Here is a 23,682-nt window from a genome sequence, read left to right as displayed (position 1 = left end):
CATTAACTGTCGGACGCTGCCGCTTGTGGTGGCGTCTGGCGAAAACGGCGCAACTCCACCAGCACCAGCAACAACAATACACCGATAATCAACAAGCCAAAGCCACTGACACTGGCGGATGTAACCGGTGTCATCATCGCCCCCAGACCGCCCAGCAACGCCGCACCAATCGCATCGCCTGTCACGTTCTGCGCCGTCCACAAACCGTTAATCCGCCCTAACATCGCTTCCGGAGTTTGCGTTTGCAGCATTGTATATTGCAGCAACGAACTGACCGCGCTCAGCCAGCCGAACAGCGCCAGACAAACCACGCCCGGAATCCACATTGGCATCAGGCCAAACAAACCAATGGCGAGAAATGAACCTAATGTGGAAAGCAGCATTAACAATCCTGGCCGCACGCTATGCGCCAGTTTCCCGCTAGTCAACGCCCCGATTGCCGCACCGAGCGGAATTGCCGCATAGAGAAAGCCAATCTGCGCCGCCGACATCTGCCAGTTGATTGCCAGCGCCGGATACAGTACCCGCACCGCACTCGCCATCGTCAACAACCCACCCAACAGCGCTATGCCGCCCACCAGCGGGCTGGCGAGCAGAAAACGAAAGGCTGCCAGAAGCGATTTCAGCGGATGCTCACGCGGCTGCGGTGGCGGCGGCAGTGCCGGAAGGCTTAACAGAGGCAGTAAAGTGATGAACGTTCCTGCCGCCGCCAGCCCGTAGTTCCAGGCGACGCCGCCAGTCGCCAGCAGTAAGCCACCCATCATGGGCGAAATTACCGATCCCAGGCGCACGGTCAACATGGTAATCGCCCCGGCCTGCATTAAGTTTTCCCGCCCAACTAGCGCAGGCGTTGCCGCCAGCAGCGCCGTAACGCCCAGCGAGGCAAAAAAACCATCCCATAAACCGAGTAAATAGATTGCCAATAGTGATGACTCCGGCAACAGCGCGTTCAGACACAGACCAATAAAGCCAATGCCACAGGTGCCGCGCGCCAGCAAAATCACTTTTTTGCGCTCATAACGATCCGCCAGCACACCACCGACCATCAGACCGACAAACATCGCGCCGCCGGTCAGCATCACTGAAAGCCCAACCTGCCAGGTGGAATTCGTCATCATCTGGATCTGCACCGGCACCGCGACGCCGAGCAACCCCAGAGAAACAATTGAGATAAAACGAGCGAGGAATACTGCGCGAAACGCCGGGTGCGTTTTCAACAGGCTGAGGTTAAGCAGCCAGGATTGTTTATTCATTACAATGCCTTGCCATCAAATATTTTAAATACCTATTCTTAGGCTGCACATGCTAACATATCCAAATAAGATCGATAACGATAATTAATTTCATTATCATGGAAGTTCGTATGTCTGGTTCTGTTGCCGTGACACGCGCCATTGCCGTGCCCGGATTGCTGTTATTACTGATTATCGCGACGGCATTAAGCCTGCTCATTGGGGCAAAATCACTCCCCGCCTCCGTGGTACTGGAGGCACTCTCCGGCACCTGCCAGAGCGCCGACTGCACCATCGTGCTCGACGCCCGACTGCCGCGCACCCTTGCCGGATTGCTGGCGGGCGGAGCGCTTGGCCTTGCCGGGGCGTTAATGCAAACCCTCACCCGAAACCCGCTTGCCGATCCCGGTTTGCTTGGCGTGAACGCCGGAGCCAGCTTTGCCATTGTGCTCGGCGCAGCGCTGTTTGGTTACTCTTCCGCCCAGGAACAACTGGCGATGGCTTTCGCTGGCGCGCTGGTGGCCTCGTTGATTGTTGCCTTTACCGGCAGCCAGGGCGGCGGGCAGTTAAGTCCGGTGCGTTTAACCCTGGCGGGCGTGGCGCTGGCGGCGGTACTGGAAGGGCTGACCAGCGGCATCGCCCTGCTTAATCCTGACGTCTACGATCAGTTGCGTTTCTGGCAAGCCGGTTCACTGGATATTCGCAACCTCCATACCTTAAAAGTGGTGCTGATCCCGGTGCTGATCGCCGGAGCAACCGCACTCTTACTGAGTCGTGCGTTGAATAGTTTAAGTCTGGGAAACGACACCGCGACGGCGCTGGGTAGCCGCGTAGCGCGCACACAGTTGATTGGTCTGCTGGCGATTACTGTGCTTTGCGGTAGTGCGACGGCAGTGGTGGGTCCGATTGCCTTTATTGGCCTGATGATGCCGCATATGGCACGCTGGTTGGTAGGAGCAGATCATCGCTGGTCACTCCCCGTTACACTACTCGCCACGCCTGTCCTGCTGCTGTTTGCCGATATCATCGGGCGTGTGATTGTGCCCGGCGAGCTGCGCGTTTCCGTGGTCAGCGCCTTTATTGGCGCACCGGTATTAATCTTCCTCGTCCGACGTAAAACGCGAGGTGGCGCATGATTTACGTCTCTCGCAGATTACTCATAACCTGTTTGTTGCTGATTACCGCCTGTATCGTGGCGGGCATCTGGGGATTACGCAGTGGTGCTGTGACACTGGAAACATCGCAGGTATTCGCCGCGCTGATGGGTGATGCTCCCCGCAGTATGACAATGGTCGTCACCGAATGGCGCTTACCGCGCGTGCTGATGGCGCTGTTAATTGGCGCGGCGCTGGGCGTCAGCGGCGCTATTTTTCAGTCGCTGATGCGTAACCCACTCGGCAGCCCTGACGTGATGGGCTTTAACACCGGGGCGTGGAGCGGCGTGCTGGTGGCGATGGTACTGTTTGGTCAGGACCTGACGGCTATCGCCCTGGCAGCAATGGCGGGTGGCATTGTCACTTCACTACTGGTCTGGCTGCTCGCCTGGCGTAACGGTATCGACACCTTTCGCCTGATTATTATCGGTATCGGCGTTCGCGCCATGCTGGTGGCCTTTAATACCTGGCTATTGCTTAAAGCCTCATTAGAGACGGCGCTAACGGCGGGTTTGTGGAATGCCGGCTCGCTCAACGGCCTGACATGGGCGAAAACCTGGCCTTCCGCACCAATCATTATTTTGATGTTAATTGCCGCAGCCTTGCTGGTAAGGCGGATGCGCTTGCTGGAGATGGGCGATGATACCGCCTGCGCGCTGGGCGTCAGCGTCGAACGCTCGCGTCTGTTAATGATGCTGGTGGCGGTGGTGCTTACCGCTGCTGCAACTGCACTGGCGGGGCCGATCTCCTTTATTGCGCTGGTCGCGCCGCATATTGCCCGACGCATTAGCGGCACCGCTCGCTGGGGGCTGACCCAGGCGGCGCTATGTGGCGCGCTGTTACTGCTGGCAGCAGACCTCTGCGCTCAGCAACTGTTTATGCCGTATCAACTTCCGGTTGGCGTCGTCACCGTCAGCCTCGGCGGTATTTACCTTATCGTCTTGTTAATTCAGGAGTCTCGCAAAAAATGACCGAATCAGTAGCCCGTTTGCGCGGCGAGCAGTTAACCCTGGGATATGGCAAATATACCGTTGCGGAAAATCTGACCGTAGAGATCCCTGACGGTCATTTCACGGCGATTATCGGGCCAAACGGCTGCGGTAAATCCACGTTGCTGCGCACGTTAAGTCGTCTGATGACACCCGCTCACGGGCATGTCTGGCTGGATGGCGAACAGATTCAGCGTTTCGCCAGTAAAGAGGTCGCACGCCGGATTGGTCTGCTGGCGCAAAACGCTACCACGCCGGGCGACATCACCGTTCAGGAGCTGGTAGCGCGTGGGCGCTATCCGCATCAGCCGTTGTTTACCCGCTGGCGGAAAGAAGACGAAGAGGCGGTTACAAAAGCGATGCAGGCCACGGGAATTACTCATCTGGCGAATCAAAGCGTGGATACCCTCTCCGGCGGGCAACGACAGCGAGCGTGGATCGCGATGGTGCTGGCCCAGGAAACGGCGATTATGTTGCTCGATGAGCCAACGACCTGGCTGGATATCAGTCATCAGATTGATTTGCTGGAGTTGCTCAGTGAACTAAACCGCGAGAAAGGCTATACGCTGGCTGCGGTGCTGCACGATCTCAACCAGGCCTGTCGTTACGCCAGCCATTTGATTGCGCTGCGAGAAGGAAAAATTATCGCCCAGGGTGCACCTAAGGAGATTGTCACTGCCGAATTAATTGAGCGTATCTATGGTTTGCGCTGCATGATTATTGATGATCCCGTGGCAGGAACACCATTGGTGGTGCCGCTCGGACGAACGGCACCTTCAACCGCGAAGATTTAAACTAAGTGACCTTCCATCATGGCATCCTGTTTTCTGGATGCCATTGCATGGCGCAAAAGCACGCTGCCACACGCAACCATACCGCCGACCAACGCGGCAAGGATCACAATAATCGCTTTGCCAGGACCGTCTTTTTTCACCGGCAAACTCGGACGCAACTGATATTTAAACGGCGTAAAATTGACATCGCTGACATTTGCTTTTGTTAATTGCTCAACAAGATACTGGCGATTACGTAAATCACCGTTCAGTTCGGCAACATCAGTGACCGCTTTTTCAATTTCCAGTTTACGCTCAATACCGTCTGCGCCGAGAGAAATAGAGAACTCAGGGTCGTCTTTTACTGCCTGACCATTACTGTAAACGGGTTTTTTAATTCCTGCCGCATTAGCAATATCGAGTGAGTAATTGAGGCGCTGAATGTTTGCATCAAGATGGTTTCTGGTTTTAATCCGATCCTGGGCCAGTTTTTCTTTTTCGAACTGGGTTTTAATTTCCAGTTTATTACGCACATTTTCTAGCGACTCTTTCACCACCAACGTAGAGATATAATCGATATACCCTGCCAGAACGGTCTGGGCTTCTTCACTGGTGGGCGCGGTAAAACTTAGCGTCCAGGAAGTATAAAGTGTCGGCTCATCTTTTTTCTTACTGGCATTGTCATCAATCGCTTTCATTTTTTCGCTCAATGCGACAATAGCGCGATGCAAATCCAGTTCGTCGATTTTCGCCTCTTTTAGTTGGTCCATAACATAAGGTGATGAACGCAGATACTCTTCCAGCAAGCTAACCGACTGAAACTTTTTGATAAAAAGATTAAAAACACTACCGCGGTCGATATTGAGATCGAGATCCAGCACGTGGAGTTTAGTGAAAGTTTTCTCCAGGTCTTGCCACTGAACAGCCTCTGCGGGGGTGATGACAGCCGAACTGGTCCATTTTTGCGGCAGGATGAAAGAGATAAGTAAACCTGCGCAGGCAAACGCAAAAACGACTGCCATGATCGTTTTTTTTGCCCGCCATAAAACGTCGATTAGATTAAGTAAATCAATTTCATTATTACTGGGCGACGCCAGGTGATAATCGGGAAAATGAGAGTCGCTTCCCTGCTTAATATTCAGTGATGACATGTGGTTGAACCTGAGATTTTAGTCCATAAAAGCACAACAATGTTTATAACATTCTAACAGGATCTGAGAATTATCCGAAAGAACTCTTTCACTATTATTATCCAAAAGTGAATAGCAAACTCAGCAATCCCAGCAATGATGCCGTTCTCAGAGAAATAAATAATTTTTAAGAATAAAAAAACCATAATCATTTAGTCGGATTATGGTTTTGCATGAGGTTATGGCAGATTCGTTAATAACGTACGGTTAGTTATTAATTAGTGTATTTATTAATGGCCCTATTTCTTTAAAATACTCCGGAGAAATAATATCCACGTGCGCGCAATCCTGGCGATAAATATCCAGATCTGCAATCCACGGTGACCAGGCGCGCTCCGGGCTGACACCTTCCGGTAATGTACGCTCAGCAACAAACAGCGTGGCTTTACCATCAAATGGCACACTATAAGCAGTGGTCAACAATCGCACCGCATCAGCATAGTTGCCTTCAATGGAGGTAAACAGCTCCGTTGAAGTACTTCCCTGCTGTGCCGCCAGGAACGCCTCGCGCTCGCGGTTAATCTCCGCCAGCACTTCCGGATCCAGACCGTTGGCTTCTTTTTCCTGCCAGTTTTGCGTTTCTGGTGGCCAGGTATCCAGCAAACCAAGAAATGCTACCTGTTCGCCACGAGCACGCAGTCGCGCCGCGATACCCTGCGCCAGCGTACCGCCCAGCGAATAACCCAGCAAGTAATAAGGGCCACGAGGTTGTTGTGCCAGTAATGTTGCCAGATGCGCTTCGCATACTTCATCCAGGTTTGTCGCCGTCTGCATGGGGCCATTGGGGCGCGGTGACTGAATACCGATAATCGACCATTGTGGGTCGAGATAACGCGAGAGCACGCTAAACTGCCAGGCAAAACCGGACGCCGGATGGAAACAGAACAGCGTCGGGCCATTGCTTTCACGCAGTGGAAGAACGGTTTCAAATCCCAGACGCTGGGCGTTTTCTGCTCCGCCATCAATAATCATTGCCAGTTTAGCGACGGTTGATGCCACCATCACCTGCCCCGGTGTGACCTGGCGAGCAAACTGTCGACTTAACTGCGCTGCCAGTTTCATCGCCAGTAGCGAATGACCGCCAAGAGCGAAGAAATCAGCGTCGGCATCCTGCACGTCACAACCCAGTAATGACGAAAACGCTTCAGCAATAATCGATTCACTGCCCGTTTTCAGCGCACGTCCCGACGTATGGGCTTTTAGTTCCGGCAACGGCAGAGCTTTGCGATCCAGCTTGCCATTGGCACTGAGCGGCAACTGCGCAAGTTGCAGCAGAACTACAGGCACCATATGCGGCGGCAATGTTTCGCGCAATTGCGCCTGCAGTGCAGTGGTATCCAGCGGCAAACCTGATTGCGACACCAGATACCCCACCAACTGACGCGCATCACCGCCGGTTGCTGCCGCCTGGTTAATGACACAAGCGTGGGTAACGGCCTGCTCGACATCTGGCAGCGCCTGCATCACGCGATCGATTTCACCCAGTTCAATACGCTGACCACGGATTTTTAGCTGATCATCACAGCGCCCGAGATACTCCACCGCGCCATTTTCCAGCCAGCGAGCCACATCGCCAGTACGATACATGCGTTCACCAGGAGCGAACGGATCGGCAATAAAACGGCTGGCTGTGAGATCGGGTCGTCCAAGATAACCCTGCGCCAGTTGGATGCCGGTGAGATAGAGATCTCCCGCAACACCCGGCGGTACTGGATGCATCATCGCATCAAGAATGCGCAGCCCCGTGTTCCAGACCGGATAGCCAATCGGTACGCTGCTACCACTCACCGCCGCCAGTTCATCGCCAAAGGCCGGATACCAGCTCACATCCACCGCCGCTTCTGTAGGGCCATAGAGATTATGTAACGGCGTGCCGGTTAATTGCTGCCACTCACGGCATAAATCGGTCGGTAATGCTTCGCCACTACAGAACACCTGTTTCAACGTCGCGCAACTTTGGCGAGCGGTTTCCGCTGTCAGCGAAGCAACAAACGCCGCCAGCATCGACGGTACAAAGTGTGTGGTCGTCACGCCGTATTCGGCAAAAAACCGTTGCATAGCGAGCGGATCGCGGTGCGCTTCCGGCTCTGCCATTACCAGTTTTGCCCCAGCGATAAACGGCCAGAAAAATTCCCATACTGAGACATCAAAACTGCACGGCGTTTTTTGAGCAACGACATCTTCACCTGTCAGCGGGTAATGGTTTTGCATCCATAACAGGCGATTAACGATAGCCTTCTGCCCGACCATCACCCCTTTCGGCCTGCCGGTAGAACCGGAAGTAAAGATGATATAAGCGGTGTGGTGCGGCTGCGAAAGTTGCAGTGGCGCACTGTCGTGAGGGGTAAGTGGGGCGTTATAGCAAAGGCGGGTTAAATTTGCTACATCGCTAAAGCGCGGCAGTTGATCGTCGCTGGTGATTAACAACGACGGGCGTGCATCTTCCAGCATCATCTTCAGACGATCGTCCGGATAGCCCGTATCCAGCGGTAACCAGGCCGCGCCTGCTTCAACAATCGCATGTAATGCCAGGGTCAAAAAGACCGAGCGCGGCAATGCCACCGCTACGCTGTCGCCGGGTTTAACGCCGCGCTCACGCAGCAGATTAGCCAGCGCTACCACCTGCTCGCGCATTTCCCGATAGCTGAACTGGTAATGTGCATCTGCCAGAGCCGGAGCATCCGGCATTTTCGCTGCCTGTTCTGCCACCAGCGCGCTCAGTGTGGTTTCAGGAATATCGACCTGGGTGGCGTTGATCTGCGCCAACTGAGCATATTCGTCTAGCAGCATAATATCGACATCGCCACACAACAGCGTCGGATCCGCGGCAAATTGCGCAATCAGCATTTTCAGGCGTTCAGCGTGCTGGATTAACGTTGACTCATCGTAACGTTGTTTATTGGCGAGGATTTCAATACTCAAATCACCGTGCTCATCCGGGAACAGCGCCAGTTCAAGGTCATTAACCGGACCGGTTGCCAGGGTGTGAGTTTGCGACTGCACGCCCGGAATATCCAGTTGATAATCAAATACCTTGATATTGAGTACCGGGCCGAAAAGCGGTTCCTCTCCCGCCGCACGTCCGCTGTCACGCACAATTTGTTCCGCATCATAACGTTGATGGCGGCGCATCTTTTTCAACTGCCCTGCCAGCCGGATTGCCAGTTGCGGCAGCGTTTCTTGCGCTGCAATGTGAATACCCAATGGCAAAACGTTGAGCACAGGTCCGGTTGCCGTCAACGCCGCCGATCCCAGGCGGCGCATAAAAATAAATCCGGCGGCATAGTCCATGCGGTTGCATAATCGCCCCAGCCACAAGGCTGCCAGTGCAAGAGCCAGATCGGTACGTTGTACATCTGGTAATTGCGTAGCCAGTTGGCGGAATTCACCGTCAGTAAATTCCAGTTTCAGGCGCAGAATATCCGCCGAAGCGTTACGCCCAGGCAAAGGTGCGGAAGAGAGTGAAGCTGGCGGCGGCAACTGACAGCGCTGTTCTGCCCAGAATGCTGCATCACGCTGCCAGGCGTCGCTTTCGCGGTACTGCTGGTACTCTTCCACCACTTCAGCAAAAGGAGTAAACGGCGAAACAGGCGTTGGTTCGCCCCGCAGCCATGTGCAGTAAATGTTGGCAATTTGGCGGGTAATCGCCGGGAAACTGAAGCCATCAACCAGCAAATGGTGATAACGTTGATACCAGTACCAGCGGTTATCCGCAATCTGAATGAGCTGATGAAACACCAGCGGTTTACCGCTATCGACGCGCAGGTTTTGGTGTAAATCAGCCTGCATCAATGCCAGCGCAGTGCCGTGAGGATCAATGTTGGTACGCAGGTCGATAATTTCTGGTTGTTCGAACGTCATCGCGTCATCGACCCATTGCCAGACTTCGCCGTTATCTTCCGTAAAACGCATCCGCAGCGTATCAGCCTGTGCTACCCCGGCAACCACCGCGCGGGCCAGTAATGGCGCATCAATATCTCCGGTTAATTCAACGTAATGCGCCACGCTCCAGGCGGAAGGTAAATCAGACAGTTTTTCTGCCATCCAGATGCCAGATTGCGCTGCAACCAAAGGTAAATGCTGACTCATTGCGCCTCCTGCGGCTGGGTGAAATTCGCGGGTGTCAGAGTATGCCAGTTAGCTTCCAGCCACTGCTGGCAAGCTTGCTGCGACTGCGGTTCACAAACAACGTCCCAACCCGCCGGTAACGCGCACGGTTGCGGCCACAGACTGAATTGCCCCTGCGCATTGCGCAAAACGTAAAACGCTCCCTGTGGATCATCGAAGGGATTACTGAATGCCATATTCAACTCCTGTCATGGAAAAGCGGTTGCCAGAGGTCGATTAGCCCCTGCATCAAACCGCCGCGCCAACAAAGCGCATCATGTCCGCCGTCAACCTGACGCCAGAAAATGGATTGTTGTGTGGTCTGTAATTGTGCATACAGCGCCTGGTTAGCTCGCATAATCACCGGTTCGCGAATCCCGGCCTCCAGCACTATGTGCAAGCCTTCAGCACTAACATCGCCTGATTTAAGCTGTTCGATCAGTTGCCCCTCCGGCTGCCCACTCCGATGCGGCCACCAGTACGATCCCGACTGGCTTAATACACAGCCAAAACGTTCAGGCCAGTGCAGTCCGGCATACAGTGCTGAAAGGCCGCCAAAACTTTGCCCGGCGACCACGGTACGATCAGCACGATCGCTGAAAGGGGTAATGGCTTTCACCAGGGGTAATAACTCTTGCTGTACTGCCAGCCAGAAATCAGCATTACACGGAAGTTCGCGTGCACGATGCGCGGTGTCGATGGCATCGATCAACACATACACAGCAGGTGGAAGTTGCTGACGGCGGGTCAACGAAGTCAGCGGCGACCAGACGGGCATGCTTTGCGCCCAAAATTCACCATCGAGCAGAATGGCTAACGGACGCTCTTCGGCTGGTACATCGCCGGTGGTAAAAATCCATACACGGCGTGAATTTCCCAGCCGTTCACTTCTCCAGGTAATTTCCCTGGCTGAATTTTCTGGCGTTTGCCGGCAATCCCAACCAGGTTGCAGGGGCGCTTGCGGCATTTCGAGTGCGGAAACAGCGTGCCCTCGCCCTCCTTTCCAGCTTTGCGGATTCAGCGGATCGGCTATCGCCTGAGGGAGTAATTTTTGCCATCCCTCGCGTAATTCGAGGCGATCTGGTGATGATGTAGAAAAAATGTCAGCACGTTCGGTGGGAATAAAACAGTAGCTGCCGCGCCAGTTGGCATTAAGTTGTGTCGTCCACTGCCAGACATCGGTGCCTGCTATGCGTTGCATCGACTGGGGCTGGCTGTTCTGATGATGATCGGTAACACCAGTGATATAGACCCATACGCGCTTTATCGCTGAGCGTTCTTCAGAACCTTGTGGGTCACGCCACCAGAAAGTGACCTGATACATTTCGTCATTAAGACGCTGCCATTGCGGGCCATGTTTCGACTGCCACCAGCTATCACTTCCCACCTTTAACGCCGTCACATCATAACCTTATGTTTATTGTGAATTTTTTCATTGATTACAGAAATATATTGATAATATTATTGATAACTATTTGCATTTGCAATAGCGTATTGGCGCGCTATGTCAAGCGCGGGCATTAATTAACCAACTGCACTGCGTGTCTTTCAGGAATCAAAGGTTTTCGCAGTGACGGGCGACATCAATCCAGCTTACGTCTCTTTAGACCGTTGGAATTCGTGGCAAAAATGCAGGAAAAAAAACAATGAACAAGAAGATTCATTCCCTGGCCTTGTTGGTCAATCTGGGGATTTATGGAGTAGCGCAGGCACAAGAGCCAACCGATACCCCTGTTTCACAGGACGATACCATTGTCGTGACCGCCGCCGAGCAGAACTTGCAGGCTCCCGGCGTTTCGACCATCACCGCAGATGAAATCCGCAAAAACCCGGTGGCCCGCGATGTATCGGAAATCATCCGTACCATGCCAGGCGTAAACCTGACGGGTAACTCCACCAGCGGTCAGCGCGGTAATAACCGCCAGATTGATATTCGCGGCATGGGTCCGGAAAACACCCTGATTTTGATTGACGGTAAACCGGTCAGCAGCCGCAACTCGGTGCGTCAGGGCTGGCGCGGTGAGCGTGATACCCGTGGCGATACCTCCTGGGTGCCACCTGAGATGATCGAACGTATTGAAGTTTTGCGTGGTCCGGCGGCGGCCCGTTACGGTAACGGTGCGGCAGGTGGCGTGGTTAACATCATCACCAAAAAAGGCAGTGGCGAGTGGCACGGTTCCTGGGATGCTTATTTCAATGCCCCTGAACATAAAGAGGAAGGTGCCACCAAACGCACCAACTTCAGCCTCACCGGTCCACTGGGCGACGCGTTCAGCTTCCGTTTGTACGGCAACCTCGACAAAACGCAGGCCGACGCGTGGGATATTAACAAAGGTCATCAGTCCGCACGTGCAGGAACCTATGCAACTACCCTACCAGCCGGGCGCGAAGGGGTGATCAACAAAGACATTAACGGCGTAGTTCGCTGGGACTTCGCACCGCTGCAATCGCTGGAACTGGAAGCAGGTTACAGCCGCCAGGGCAACCTGTATGCGGGCGATACCCAGAACACCAACTCTGATGCTTACACTCGCTCTAAATACGGCGATGAAACCAACCGTCTCTATCGCCAGAACTACTCGCTGACCTGGAACGGCGGCTGGGATAACGGCGTGACCACCAGCAACTGGGTGCAGTATGAACACACCCGTAACTCGCGTATCCCGGAAGGTCTGGCGGGCGGCACCGAAGGAAAATTTAACGAAAAAGCGACGCAGGATTTCGTCGATATCGATCTCGATGACGTGATGCTGCATAGCGAAGTTAACCTGCCGATTGATTTCTTCGTTAACCAGACGCTGACGCTGGGTACGGAGTGGAATCAGCAGCGGATGAAGGACTTGAGTTCCAACACCCAGGCGCTGACCGGAACGAATACCGGCGGTGCTATTGATGGTGTGAGTGCCACCGACCGTAGCCCATATTCAAAAGCAGAAATTTTCTCGCTGTTTGCAGAAGACAATATAGAACTGACCGACAGCACCATCGTAACGCCGGGGCTGCGTTTCGATCATCACAGCATTGTCGGTAATAACTGGAGCCCGGCGTTAAACGTATCGCAAGGCTTAGGCGATGACTTCACGCTGAAAATGGGTATCGCACGCGCCTATAAAGCGCCGAGCCTGTATCAGACTAACCCGAACTACATTCTCTACAGTAAAGGTCAGGGCTGCTATGCCAGCGCAGGCGGCTGCTATCTACAAGGTAACGATGACCTGAAAGCAGAAACCAGCATCAACAAAGAGATTGGTCTGGAATTCAAACGCGACGGCTGGCTGGCGGGCGTGACCTGGTTCCGTAACGACTATCGCAACAAGATTGAAGCGGGCTATGTGGCTGTAGGGAAAAATGCGGCAGGCACCGATCTCTATCAGTGGGATAACGTGCCGAAAGCGGTGGTTGAAGGTCTGGAAGGATCGTTAAACGTGCCGGTTAGCGAGACGGTGATGTGGACCAACAACATCACTTATATGCTGAAGAGTGAAAACAAAACCACGGGAGACCGTTTGTCGATCATCCCGGAGTATACGTTGAACTCAACGCTGAGCTGGCAGGCGCGGGAAGATTTGTCGATGCAAACCACCTTCACCTGGTATGGCAAACAGCAGCCGAAGAAATATAACTACAAAGGCCAGCCAGCGGTTGGCCCGGAAACCAAAGAGATTAGCCCGTACAGTATTGTTGGCCTGAGTGCGACCTGGGACGTGACGAAGAACGTCAGTCTGACTGGCGGCGTGGATAACCTGTTCGACAAGCGTTTGTGGCGTGAAGGGAATGCCCAGACCACGGGTGATCTTGCCGGTGCGAACTATATCGCAGGTGCTGGCGCGTATACCTATAACGAACCAGGACGGACATGGTATATGAGCATTAATACTCACTTCTGATACTAACGTCAGATTGTTGACAAAGGGCGTGTCGTTCATGCCGGATGCGGCGTGAACGACTTATCCGGCCTACAAAATCTTGCCAATTCAAATATATTGCAGAACCACGTAGGCCTGATAAGCGTAGCGCATCAAGCAGTTTTGCGTTTGTCATCAGTCTCTAATATGGGCGAAATGAAAACCACGCATACCTCCCTTCCCTTTGCCGGACATACGCTGCACATTGTTGAGTTCGATCCTGCAAGTTTTCACGAGCAGGATTTGTTCTGGCTGCCGCATTACGCACAACTGCAACATGCCGGACGTAAACGCAAAGCCGAACATTTAGCCGGACGGATTGCTGCTGTTCATGCGTTGCGGGGATATGGCTATAAATGTGTGCCCGCAATCGGTGAACATCGCCAACCACTTTGGCCTACGGGCTTATACGGCAGTATTAGTCACTGCGGGGATACGGCTATAGCAATCGTCTCTCACCAACCGATTGGTGTGGATATCGAAGAAATTTTTTCTGCACACACAGCCAGAGAATTGACAGATAACATCATTACCCCCACTGAACGCGAGTTTATTACAGGCTGCAATTTACCTTTCCCTGTGGCACTTACACTGGCATTTTCAGCAAAAGAGAGTGCATTTAAGGCAAGCAAGATACAGACCGACGCAGGATTTCTAAATTATCAGGTGGTTAACTGGAATAAACAGCGAATCATTATTCGTTGGGAGGACGAGATGTTTGCTGTGCACTGGCAGATAAGAGGAAAACACATCATAACGCTGTGCCAACACGATTAATGGATAACTCTTGCTGTGGCTCGCCCGCAGCCATCACTGAGCGCGGGCGAAAGTGTAAAGCAGGTGCCCTACCATTCCTGACCTGACAACCGGATATGCAGGGATTTCTCCCCGCACAGCGGCGATTTCTTCGGTTCGTAAGCGAGAACAGCCTTAAACTCAATATTACGTTCCTTTACGGTGAACTCACACAGCGAGTCTCCGACCAGAAGCGTAAATCCCAGTACCGTCAAACACAGTACTATGACTGCCACAAGGGCATATTTCGTCAGCGTGTTTATATTGCCTCCATGCGAAGAAGGGACTAGCATCCAAATTGTTCAGGTTTGGGTAGGTAGCCCCAGGGTTGATAGAAATATCTCCTGGGCTTCATCTTTCCAGACCTCAGAGTAAACCTGAAACCGGAAAGCTTCAGGCACCCGCGGTTATCTTACCCTTCCTTAGTAAAATAACTGTTTGTTTATACAGTAAATCCTGTTTCGGGCTTTCCACAATTCATCAGATCAACTGAAGCTGAGCCAGTTTTTCTGTACGCCCCAACCGTCAAAATTCTTCGCCACCAGCCAGCTCAGCCATAACTTGTCACATTGCAAAAGTAGCCAAATTGCTTCAGTAGCAATCGGTTCATCATCACCAAAAAAAGAAACATTCCAGAACTTCCGCGTCTCGCCCAGCCGCGCCCACTTCTATACTGAAACGAAAACGCCCACATAAGAGAAACCTATGTCATTACCCGATTTTCATATTTCTGAACCTTTTACCCTCGGTATTGAGCTGGAAATGCAGGTGGTTAATCCGCCGGGCTACGATCTTAGTCAGGACTCTTCAACGCTAATTGATGCGGTAAAAAGTGAGATTAGCGCCGGGGAAGTGAAGCACGATATCACCGAAAGTATGCTGGAACTGGCAACTGGTGTTTGCCGTGATATCAACCAGGCTGCCGGGCAATTTTCAGCGATGCAGAAAGTCGTTCTGCAAGCTGCGGCGGAGAATCATCTGGAAATTTGCGGTGGCGGTACGCACCCATTTCAGAAATGGCAGCGTCAGGAGGTGTGCGATAACGCACGCTATCAGCGGACGCTGGAACACTTTGGTTATCTCATTCAGCAGGCGACTGTTTTTGGTCAGCATGTTCACGTTGGCTGCGCCAGTGGCGATGACGCCATTTATTTGCTACACGGCTTATCGCGCTTTGTGCCGCACTTTATCGCCCTTTCTGCCGCGTCGCCGTATATGCAGGGAACAGATACCCATTTTGTCTCCTCACGGCCAAATATCTTTTCCGCCTTTCCCGATAATGGTCCGATGCCGTGGGTCAGTAACTGGCAGCAATTCGAAGCCCTGTTTCGCTGCCTGAGCTACACCACGATGATCGACAGCATTAAAGATTTGCACTGGGATATTCGCCCCAGCCCTCATTTTGGCACAGTAGAAGTTCGGGTGATGGATACCCCGTTAACCCTTAGCCATGCGATAAATATGGCGGGATTGATTCAGTCCACCGCTCACTGGCTGCTGACGGAACGCCCTTTTAAGCATCAGGAAAAGGATTATCTGCTGTATAAGTTCAACCGTTTCCAGGCCTGCCGCTATGGTCTGGAAGGCGTTGTTACCGATCCACACACCGGCGATCGTCGGCCACTAACAGAAGACACCTTACGATTGCTGGAAAAAATCGCCCCTTCTGCGCATAAAATTGGTGCGTCGAGTGCGGTTGAGGCCCTACATCGCCAGGTCGCCAGCGGTCTGAATGAAGCACAGTTGATGCGTGATTTCGTTGCCGATGGCGGCTCGCTGATTGGGCTGGTGAAAAAGCATTGTGAGATTTGGGCCGGAGACTAAGTCGGGAATTGCCTTACAGAAGAATATCCCTGACAATGGTGTTTTAACTTACATTTAACAATGTTATGAAACATCCTTTAGAAACCTTGACCGCCGCAGCAGGCATTTTGTTGATGGCTTTCCTCTCTTGCCTGCTGCTGCCCGCCCCCGCGCTGGGGCTGACGCTGGCACAGAAACTGATGGCCACGTTCCATCTGATGGATCTGAGTCAGCTTTACACTTTGTTATTTTGTCTGTGGTTTTTAGTGCTGGGCGCTATTGAATATTTTATTCTTAGATTTATCTGGCGACGCTGGTTCTCGCTGGCGGATTAAACATCGATTATCGCCGCGGTTCGCGGCATACTTTGCTTATTCTCCTTCGCCTTAAGGAAAGTTTATGGATAAGCAATCACTGCTTGAAACGGCGAAACGCCTGGCGCTTGAGCTGCCTTTCGTCGAGCTTTGCTGGCCGTTTGGCCCGGAGTTTGATGTTTTTAAAATTGGCGGCAAGATTTTTATGCTGTCGTCAGAACTGCGCGGCGTCCCCTTCATAAATCTGAAGTCCGATCCACAAAAATCCCTGTTAAATCAGCAGATATATCCGAACATTAAGCCTGGATATCACATGAATAAAAAGCACTGGATTTCGGTGTATCCCGGCAAGGAAATCTCCGAAGCGTTACTTCGCGATCTGATCAACGATTCATGGAATTTAGTGGTTGATGGCTTAGCCAAACGCGATCAAAAAAGACTGCGCCCAGGCTAAAACGTAAATCTATAGAGCATTTTTCTCGCTTACCATTTTACTTCGATCCTTGTAATCTGCTGGCACACAAATGTCTTTCACAAGGAGTCTTTATGGATATTATTTCTGTCGCCTTAAAGCGTCATTCCACTAAGGCATTCGATGCCAACAAAAAACTTACCCCAGAACAGGCGGAGCAGATCAAAACCCTGCTGCAATACAGCCCTTCCAGCACCAACTCCCAGCCGTGGCATTTTATCGTTGCCAGCACTGAAGAAGGCAAAGCGCGTGTCGCCAAATCCGCTGCCGATAATTACGTGTTCAACGAACGTAAAATACTTGATGCCTCGCACGTCGTGGTGTTCTGCGCGAAAACCGCAATGGACGATGCCTGGCTGAAGCTGGTTGTTGACCAGGAAGATGCTGATGGCCGCTTTGCCACGCCGGAAGCGAAAGCCGCGAACGATAAAGGCCGCAAATTCTTCGCGGATATGCACCGTAAAGATCTGCAAGATGATGCAGAGTGGATGGCAAAACAGGTATATCTCAACGTCGGTAATTTCCTGCTGGGCGTTGCGGCACTGGGTCTGGACGCGGTGCCAATCGAAGGTTTTGACGCCGCGATCCTCGATGAAGAATTTGGTCTGAAAGAGAAAGGCTACACCAGTCTGGTGATCGTTCCGGTGGGTCATCATAGCGTCGAAGATTTTAACGCTACCCTGCCGAAATCTCGTCTGCCACAAAGTATCACTTTAACCGAAGTGTAATTCTCCCTTGCCGGGCATCCGCCCGGCTATTTATCCTCAGATTTTACTTATTTGCATAACCCCCTTTCACCCGTCATCATAGGCCGCTGTTGTATAAAGGAGACGTTATGCAGGATTTAATATCCCAGGTTGAAGATTTAGCGGGTATTGAGATCGATCACACCACCTCAATGGTGATGATTTTCGGTATTATTTTTCTGACCGCCGTAATAGTGCATATTATTTTGCACTGGGTGGTACTGCGTACCTTCGAAAAACGCGCCATCGCCAGCTCACGGCTGTGGTTGCAAATCATTACCCAGAATAAACTCTTCCACCGTTTAGCTTTTACCCTGCAGGGGATTATCGTCAATATTCAGGCGGTATTCTGGCTGCAAAAAGGCACCGAAGCGGCTGATATCCTGACCACCTGTGCGCAGTTGTGGATCATGATGTATGCGCTGCTTTCAGTCTTCTCCCTGCTGGATGTTATTTTAAATCTGGCTCAGAAATTCCCGGCGGCAAAACAGTTGCCGTTAAAAGGGATATTTCAGGGGATCAAACTGATCGGCGCGATTCTGGTCGGCATATTAATGATCTCACTGCTGATTGGTCAGTCACCGGCAATTCTGATCAGTGGTCTTGGCGCGATGGCTGCCGTACTGATGTTGGTGTTTAAAGATCCGATTCTTGGTCTGGTTGCAGGGATTCAGCTTTCCGCGAACGATATGTTGAAACTGGGCGACTGGCTGGAGATGCCAAAATACGGCGCGGATGGCTCAGTGATCGATATCGGCTTAACTACCGTCAAAGTGCGTAACTGGGATAATACCATTACCACTATTCCCACCTGGTCGTTAGTATCCGACTCCTTTAAAAACTGGAGCGGGATGTCAGCCTCTGGCGGTCGACGTATTAAACGCAGCATCAGTATTGATGTCACCAGTATTCGTTTTCTTGATGAAACCGAAATGCAGCGGCTGAATAAAGCGCATTTGTTGAAACCCTATTTAACCAGCCGCCATCAGGAAATTAACGAGTGGAATCGCCAGCAAGGTTCTACGGAGTCAGTATTAAACCTGCGCCGAATGACCAATATTGGAACGTTTCGCGCCTATCTGAACGAATATCTACGCAATCATCCGCGGATTCGTAAAGATATGACCTTAATGGTGCGCCAGTTAGCTCCCGGCGATAATGGTTTACCGCTTGAGATCTATGCGTTTACTAATACTGTGGTGTGGCTGGAATATGAAAGCATTCAGGCTGATATATTCGACCACATATTTGCCATCGTCGAAGAGTTTGGTCTGCGACTTCATCAGTCACCAACCAGCAATGATATTCGCTCCCTGGCAGAAGCATTTAAGCAGTAATTAAAAAACCGCTCTCATCGAATGGATGAGAGCGGCTTCAAATTGTTGACATCATTTTGTCGGATGCGGCGTGAACGCCTTATCCGACCTACACTATTATTTCGCTTTCCGGCGCAGTGTTTTAAACGCCACAAACAGGAACACAATCCACACCGGCAGCAAAATTGCCGACAAGCGCATATCATCCATCGTGCACATCAACAGCAAAATCATGCCGAGGAAGGCAATGCAAAGATAGTTGCCAAACGGATAGAGCAGCGCCTTAAACTGTGTTTCACGCCCCTGACGTCGCATCGCTGCACGAAAACGCAGATGCGCCAGGCAGATCATAATCCAGTTCAACAGCAAGGTTGCCACCACCAGTGCCATCAGCAAACCAAACGCTTTTTGCGGCAACAGATAGTTGATCAACACCACCAGTGAGGTGATCGCCCCGGAAAGCATCAGCGAGTTGATCGGCACGCCGCGACGGCTAACACGGGTAAGGAACTTCGGTGCGTTACCCTGGACGGAAAGGCCAAACAGCATCCGGCTGTTAGAGTAAACCCCGCTGTTATACACTGACAGCGATGCCACCAGAATGACGAAGTTCAGCGCAGAAGCCACCACGTTGCTGTCGAGGTTATGGAAAATCATCACAAACGGGCTACTGTTAGATTTCACTTCCACCCACGGGTAGAGCGCCAGTAATACCACCAGCGAACCGATATAAAACAGCAAGATACGATAAACCACCTGATTTACCGCCTTCGGGATGCTTTTTTCCGGATCGCGCGCTTCAGCGGCAGTGATCCCAATCAGCTCCAGGCCGCCGAAGGAGAACATGATCACCGCCAGCGACAAAATCAGCCCGTTCCAGCCAGTGGCAAAGAAACCACCAAAGCGCCAGAGGTTATCGATACTGGCTTTCTCGCCACCGTGACCAGAAAACAGCAGCCACAGACCAAAACCGATCATGCCGATAATCGCCAGCACTTTAATCAGCGCAAACCAGAACTCGGTTTCGCCATACAAGCGCACGTTCACCAGGTTAACGGCGTTGATGATAATAAAGAAGGCGGCGGCCCAGACCCACGTAGGAACATCCGGGAACCAGTACTGCATATAGATGCCCGCAGCGGTCAGCTCTGCCATTCCCACCAGCACGAACATTACCCAATAGTTCCAGCCGGAAAGGAAGCCTGCAAACGGTCCCCAGTATTTATAAGCAAAGTGGGCAAACGAACCGGAAACCGGCTCCTCAACCACCATCTCGCCAAGCTGGCGCATAATCAGGAAAGCGATGATCCCGGCGACGCCGTAGCCCAGCAACACGGCCGGCCCCGCCATCTGAATCGCCGGGCCAATGCCAAGAAACAGACCAGTACCAATTGCACCGCCCAGCGCAATCAGTTGAATATGACGGTTATGTAATCCCCGATGAAGCGTCGGCTCTTGATTCGACGCGGTATCTTCCGATACGGTTGACGCGTTTTTCACGCCTTTCCCCTGTGTGTCTTTTTTAATGAGGGGCATCTTTTAACATTTAGTGCTGGTCGTCGCAAGACACAATCCACACAGTTAAACCGGGTATCCTTTTCTTATGCAAATTGCCGACAAAAAGTACTCTGTTATTGCCAAATAAGGTGTTAACGCCTTATTTGGCCTACAGAAACGTGCAAATTCAATAAATTATAATTCACGCTGTAGGCCTGATAAGGCATAGCGCATCAGGCAATTTTGCCTAAACTCGATGACGGTGCAGCCACATCAACTTATACGCCGCCGGGATAATAAACAGCGACAGCAACGGTGCGGTGATCATACCGCCAATCATCGGCGCAGCGATGCGACTCATCACTTCGGAACCCGCCCCTGTTCCCCACAGAATCGGCAGCAGACCAGCGATAATCACCGCCACCGTCATCGCTTTCGGCCGCACGCGCAGTACCGCGCCGTGATACAACGCCTCATCCAGCTTCTGTTCACTAAAGGTTTGCGGATTATCCAGCGACGGCTCTGCCTCTATGGCGTGACGTAAATACATCAACATCACCACACCAAACTCGGCAGCGACTCCGGCGAGAGCGATAAAACCGGTGCCCGTTGCCACGGAAAGATGAAAGCCCATCCACCACAGGAACCAGATACCGCCCACCAGCGCAAACGGTACACTGCTGATAATCAACAACGCTTCGCCTACGCGACGGAACGCCAGATATAACAGCACGAAAATGATCATCAACGTCATCGGCACCATGAGTTTCAGCTTATGGTTCGCGCGCTCCAGTAACTCGAACTGCCCGGAGAACGCCACACTAGTGCCCGGTTTCAACTGCACTTTCTCGGCAATCGCTTTTTGCAGATCGTGAACCACCGACACCATGTCACGGTCGCGAGCGTCGATATAAATCCAGCTCGTCGGTCGCGCATTCTCGGTTTTCAGCATTGACGGTCCGCCAGAGACTTTGACGTCAGCAACGTCAGCAAGGGTGATTTGCTGTTTCATCGGCGTCAGAATCGGTAGCTGTCGCAGCGCCTGCGGGCTGTCGCGCCAGCTTTGTGGATAACGCAGATTAATCGGGTAACGAGCAATCCCTTCCACCGTTTCGCCAACCATCGCTCCGCCCACTGCGGATGTCACAAACAACTGCACATCCGCCACCGTCATACCGTAACGCGCGGCTTTTTCGCGGTTAATCTCAACGTTGATATAGCGCCCACCTTCCAGGCGTTCGGCAAGCGCAGAAGCCACGCCAGGCACCGTTCGCGCCACTTCTTCGATTTGTTCCGCCATCGCGTCGATATCCGCCAGCACGTTGCCGGAAACCTTAATCCCGATGGGACTTTTAATGCCGGTCGAGAGCATATCGATACGGTTACGGATTGGCGGCACCCACAGATTTGCCAGCCCCGGCAGCCGCACTGTGTTATCCAGCTCTTCGATGATTTTGTCCATCGTCATACCTGGCCGCCACTGATCCTGCGGCTTAAGTTGAATGGTCGTTTCTACCATCTCCAGCGGAGCAGAATCAGTTGCCGTTTCCGCTTTCCCGGTCTTGCCAAATACCCGCGCCACTTCCGGCACGCTCATGATCAGCTTGTCAGTTTTTTGCAGCATACTCGCCGCTTCCGCCGCGGAAATCCCCGGTAGCGTCGAAGGCATATACAGCAAGTCCCCTTCATTGATCTGCGGTAAAAATTCGCCGCCAACTTTATTGAGCGGCCAGATTACCGTCAGCACCGAAAGCGCCGCCACCAGCAGCGTGGTTTTTGGCCAGTGCAATACTTTCAGCAACAGCGGATGGTAAATCCGAATCAAAAAGCGGTTGAGCGGATTACTACTTTCTGGCGGAATTTTGCCACGGATCCAGTAACCCATCAGGATCGGGATCACCACGATCGCCAGCAGCGCAGCCCCCGCCATCGCATAGGTTTTAGTGAACGCCAGTGGACCAAACAAACGCCCTTCCTGTCCTTCAAGGGTGAAGATCGGGATAAACGACAACGTAATAATCAGCAAACTGATAAACAGCGCTGGCCCTACTTCAACAGAAGCATCGGTGATCACCTGCCAGCGTGTTTTATTATCCAGCGGGGCGTCAGGATGCTGATGCTGCCACTCTTCCAGCCGTTTATGGGCATTCTCGATCATGACGATAGCGGCATCGACCATCGCCCCGACGGCAATCGCAATACCGCCCAGCGACATAATATTGGCGTTCAGCCCCTGAAAGTGCATGACAATAAAAGCAATACACAACCCCAGCGGCAACGAAATAATCGCCACCAGCGCCGAACGCACATGCCAGAGGAACAGCGCACAGACTACCGCCACCACAATAAACTCTTCCAGCAGCTTGCCGCTGAGATTGTCGATAGCGCGGTCAATAAGCTGGCTGCGATCGTATGTTGTAACTATCTCCACGCCTTCCGGCAGGCTGCTTTTCAGCGCTTCCAGTTTGTCCTTCACGGCGGCAATAACTTCACGGGCGTTTTTGCCGGAGCGCAGGATAACGACCCCACCCGCCACTTCGCCTTCGCCGTTCAGCTCCGCAATACCCCGGCGCATTTCCGGCCCAACCTGAACCTTCGCTACATCACGCAGATAAACGGGAACACCATTTTCACTGGCTTTTAAAACGATGTGATTAAAGTCGTCGAGCGTTTGCAGATAGCCACTGGCACGTACCATATACTCTGCTTCCGCCAGTTCAATCGACGAACCGCCTGCTTCCTGGTTTGAGGCATCCAGCGCACTTTTCACTTCTGCGAGACTGATGCCATATTGCGCCAGGCGCTGAGGATCGATAACTACCTGATACTCTTTTACCACACCGCCCACCGATGCCACTTCCGCAACATTGGGGATGGTTTTTAGCTCATATTTAAGAAACCAGTCCTGCAATGAGCGTAAATCAGCCAGATCGTGCTTCCCGCTGCGATCCACCAGCGCGTATTCATAAATCCAGCCAACGCCCGTGGCATCTGGCCCCAACTCGGCACTGACACCCGCAGGCAGCTTACCCTGCACCTGGTTGAGGTACTCCAGCACCCGCGAGCGCGCCCAGTACGGATCGGTGCCATCTTCGAAAATGACATACACATAAGAGTCGCCAAACTGCGAGAAACCGCGCACTGTCTTCGCGCCCGGCACCGACAGCATGGTAGTGGTTAGCGGATAAGTGACCTGATTTTCAACGATTTGTGGTGCCTGACCGGGGTAACTGGTTTTAATAATCACCTGCACATCGGAGAGATCCGGCAGTGCATCCACTGGCGTGTTAATAATGGTCCAGGTGCCCCAGATACTCAGAAACAATGCGCCCATCAGCACCAGAAAACGGTTCGCCACCGAGCGACGAATAATCCATTCAATCATTGGT

At 52.4% G+C, this 23,682-nt stretch carries 17 protein-coding genes and 2 pseudogenes; 11 read left to right on the top strand and 8 right to left on the bottom strand.

The annotated features are described in order from the left end of the window. Positions 1 to 2: 2 nt before the first annotated feature. The gene (entS, locus tag A1SC_RS00495; protein ID WP_001041811.1) at positions 3 to 1,253 is read right to left on the bottom strand and encodes an enterobactin transporter EntS; all 1,251 of its coding nucleotides are present in this window, start codon (positions 1,251 to 1,253) and stop codon (positions 3 to 5) included. A gap of 110 nt (positions 1,254 to 1,363) precedes the next feature. Between entS and fepD the strand changes: the two genes are divergently transcribed. From fepD to fepC, 3 genes are read left to right on the top strand one after another with little or no spacing between them, the layout of a single operon-like run. Beyond that, positions 1,364 to 2,368, top strand: a complete 1,005-nt coding sequence (fepD, locus tag A1SC_RS00500) for a Fe(3+)-siderophore ABC transporter permease (protein ID WP_016263035.1) — start codon at positions 1,364 to 1,366, stop codon at positions 2,366 to 2,368. Then, positions 2,365 to 3,357 carry an iron-enterobactin ABC transporter permease gene (gene fepG / locus A1SC_RS00505; RefSeq protein ID WP_016248451.1) on the top strand — a complete coding sequence of 331 codons (993 nt, stop codon included), beginning with the start codon at positions 2,365 to 2,367 and terminating at the stop codon, positions 3,355 to 3,357. The genes fepD and fepG overlap by 4 nt, the downstream gene beginning before the upstream one ends. Beyond that, the gene (gene fepC, locus A1SC_RS00510; RefSeq protein ID WP_000140656.1) at positions 3,354 to 4,169 is read left to right on the top strand and encodes an iron-enterobactin ABC transporter ATP-binding protein; all 816 of its coding nucleotides are present in this window, start codon (positions 3,354 to 3,356) and stop codon (positions 4,167 to 4,169) included. The genes fepG and fepC overlap by 4 nt, the downstream gene beginning before the upstream one ends. Here the strand turns inward: fepC and wzz(fepE) are convergent. The 4 genes from wzz(fepE) to fes form a co-directional block, all read right to left on the bottom strand. Next, on the bottom strand, positions 4,166 to 5,299 hold the full coding sequence (gene wzz(fepE), locus A1SC_RS00515; RefSeq protein WP_016263034.1) for an LPS O-antigen length regulator Wzz(fepE): 1,134 nt from the start codon (positions 5,297 to 5,299) through the stop codon (positions 4,166 to 4,168). The two genes, fepC and wzz(fepE), sit on opposite strands and share 4 nt — an antisense overlap. A 246-nt stretch (positions 5,300 to 5,545) precedes the next feature. Next, entirely contained in the window at positions 5,546 to 9,427 is a 3,882-nt protein-coding gene (entF, locus tag A1SC_RS00520) for an enterobactin non-ribosomal peptide synthetase EntF (protein WP_016263033.1), read from the bottom strand. Beyond that, entirely contained in the window at positions 9,424 to 9,642 is a 219-nt protein-coding gene (locus A1SC_RS00525; protein ID WP_000885802.1) for an MbtH family protein, read from the bottom strand. Before A1SC_RS00525 ends, entF begins: the two co-directional genes overlap by 4 nt. Positions 9,643 to 9,644: 2 nt before the next feature. Next, positions 9,645 to 10,847, bottom strand: a complete 1,203-nt coding sequence (gene fes / locus A1SC_RS00530; protein WP_016263032.1) for an enterochelin esterase — start codon at positions 10,845 to 10,847, stop codon at positions 9,645 to 9,647. 244 nt (positions 10,848 to 11,091) lie between these two features. Here fes and fepA point away from each other — a divergent pair, with 244 nt between their 5' ends. Continuing rightward, positions 11,092 to 13,332 carry a siderophore enterobactin receptor FepA gene (gene fepA / locus A1SC_RS00535; protein WP_016263031.1) on the top strand — a complete coding sequence of 747 codons (2,241 nt, stop codon included), beginning with the start codon at positions 11,092 to 11,094 and terminating at the stop codon, positions 13,330 to 13,332. A 174-nt stretch (positions 13,333 to 13,506) separates the two neighbouring features. After that, positions 13,507 to 14,127: an enterobactin synthase subunit EntD gene (gene entD, locus A1SC_RS00540; RefSeq protein WP_077633338.1), complete on the top strand. Its 621-nt coding sequence runs from the start codon at positions 13,507 to 13,509 to the stop codon at positions 14,125 to 14,127. 125 nt (positions 14,128 to 14,252) lie between these two features. Here entD and A1SC_RS22830 read toward each other — a convergent pair. Continuing rightward, positions 14,253 to 14,438: pseudogene (locus A1SC_RS22830) on the bottom strand (Hok/Gef family protein); the annotation flags it as partial. Here A1SC_RS22830 and A1SC_RS26120 point away from each other — a divergent pair. From A1SC_RS26120 to ybdG, 6 genes and pseudogenes are all read left to right on the top strand, one after another. Further along, a pseudogene (locus tag A1SC_RS26120) lies at positions 14,371 to 14,638 on the top strand (hypothetical protein). The pseudogenes A1SC_RS22830 and A1SC_RS26120 overlap by 68 nt on opposite strands. Before the next feature lie 212 nt (positions 14,639 to 14,850). Next, positions 14,851 to 15,969 (top strand): YbdK family carboxylate-amine ligase, encoded by a 1,119-nt coding sequence (locus A1SC_RS00545; protein WP_000056358.1) that lies wholly within the window; start codon positions 14,851 to 14,853, stop codon positions 15,967 to 15,969. A 65-nt stretch (positions 15,970 to 16,034) separates the two neighbouring features. Further along, on the top strand, positions 16,035 to 16,283 hold the full coding sequence (locus A1SC_RS00550) for a DUF1158 domain-containing protein (RefSeq protein ID WP_000682506.1): 249 nt from the start codon (positions 16,035 to 16,037) through the stop codon (positions 16,281 to 16,283). Between the two features lie 64 nt (positions 16,284 to 16,347). Further along, on the top strand, positions 16,348 to 16,716 hold the full coding sequence (locus A1SC_RS00555; protein ID WP_000360970.1) for an MmcQ/YjbR family DNA-binding protein: 369 nt from the start codon (positions 16,348 to 16,350) through the stop codon (positions 16,714 to 16,716). 92 nt (positions 16,717 to 16,808) lie between these two features. Further along, the gene (gene nfsB, locus A1SC_RS00560) at positions 16,809 to 17,462 is read left to right on the top strand and encodes an oxygen-insensitive NAD(P)H nitroreductase (protein WP_001515940.1); all 654 of its coding nucleotides are present in this window, start codon (positions 16,809 to 16,811) and stop codon (positions 17,460 to 17,462) included. 107 nt (positions 17,463 to 17,569) lie between these two features. Then, positions 17,570 to 18,817, top strand: coding sequence for a mechanosensitive ion channel YbdG (gene ybdG, locus A1SC_RS00565; RefSeq protein ID WP_001153127.1), 1,248 nt, complete (start codon positions 17,570 to 17,572; stop codon positions 18,815 to 18,817). 96 nt (positions 18,818 to 18,913) lie between these two features. Here ybdG and pheP read toward each other — a convergent pair whose 3' ends face one another. Further along, complete coding sequence (gene pheP, locus A1SC_RS00570) at positions 18,914 to 20,296, bottom strand: phenylalanine transporter (RefSeq protein ID WP_000786335.1); 1,383 nt, start codon at positions 20,294 to 20,296, stop codon at positions 18,914 to 18,916. A gap of 244 nt (positions 20,297 to 20,540) precedes the next feature. After that, positions 20,541 to 23,678, bottom strand: a complete 3,138-nt coding sequence (gene cusA / locus A1SC_RS00575) for a Cu(+)/Ag(+) efflux RND transporter permease subunit CusA (protein ID WP_000574009.1) — start codon at positions 23,676 to 23,678, stop codon at positions 20,541 to 20,543. Between the last annotated feature and the right edge of the window lie 4 nt (positions 23,679 to 23,682).

Origin of the sequence: Escherichia sp. KTE52, from assembly GCF_000408325.1 — a bacterium.
Classification (GTDB): domain Bacteria; phylum Pseudomonadota; class Gammaproteobacteria; order Enterobacterales; family Enterobacteriaceae; genus Escherichia; species Escherichia marmotae.
This window is presented reverse-complemented; position numbering and strand designations above follow the sequence as displayed.

Coding starts and splice junctions, on each gene's coding strand:
- entS (WP_001041811.1), bottom strand. CDS start 1,253: ATGAATAAACAATCCTGGCTGCTTAACCTCAGCCTGTTGAAAACGCAC.
- fepD (WP_016263035.1), top strand. CDS start 1,364: ATGTCTGGTTCTGTTGCCGTGACACGCGCCATTGCCGTGCCCGGATTG.
- fepG (WP_016248451.1), top strand. CDS start 2,365: ATGATTTACGTCTCTCGCAGATTACTCATAACCTGTTTGTTGCTGATT.
- fepC (WP_000140656.1), top strand. CDS start 3,354: ATGACCGAATCAGTAGCCCGTTTGCGCGGCGAGCAGTTAACCCTGGGA.
- entF (WP_016263033.1), bottom strand. CDS start 9,427: ATGAGTCAGCATTTACCTTTGGTTGCAGCGCAATCTGGCATCTGGATG.
- A1SC_RS00525 (WP_000885802.1), bottom strand. CDS start 9,642: ATGGCATTCAGTAATCCCTTCGATGATCCACAGGGAGCGTTTTACGTT.
- fepA (WP_016263031.1), top strand. CDS start 11,092: ATGAACAAGAAGATTCATTCCCTGGCCTTGTTGGTCAATCTGGGGATT.
- entD (WP_077633338.1), top strand. CDS start 13,507: ATGAAAACCACGCATACCTCCCTTCCCTTTGCCGGACATACGCTGCAC.
- A1SC_RS00545 (WP_000056358.1), top strand. CDS start 14,851: ATGTCATTACCCGATTTTCATATTTCTGAACCTTTTACCCTCGGTATT.
- A1SC_RS00550 (WP_000682506.1), top strand. CDS start 16,035: ATGAAACATCCTTTAGAAACCTTGACCGCCGCAGCAGGCATTTTGTTG.
- A1SC_RS00555 (WP_000360970.1), top strand. CDS start 16,348: ATGGATAAGCAATCACTGCTTGAAACGGCGAAACGCCTGGCGCTTGAG.
- nfsB (WP_001515940.1), top strand. CDS start 16,809: ATGGATATTATTTCTGTCGCCTTAAAGCGTCATTCCACTAAGGCATTC.
- ybdG (WP_001153127.1), top strand. CDS start 17,570: ATGCAGGATTTAATATCCCAGGTTGAAGATTTAGCGGGTATTGAGATC.
- cusA (WP_000574009.1), bottom strand. CDS start 23,678: ATGATTGAATGGATTATTCGTCGCTCGGTGGCGAACCGTTTTCTGGTG.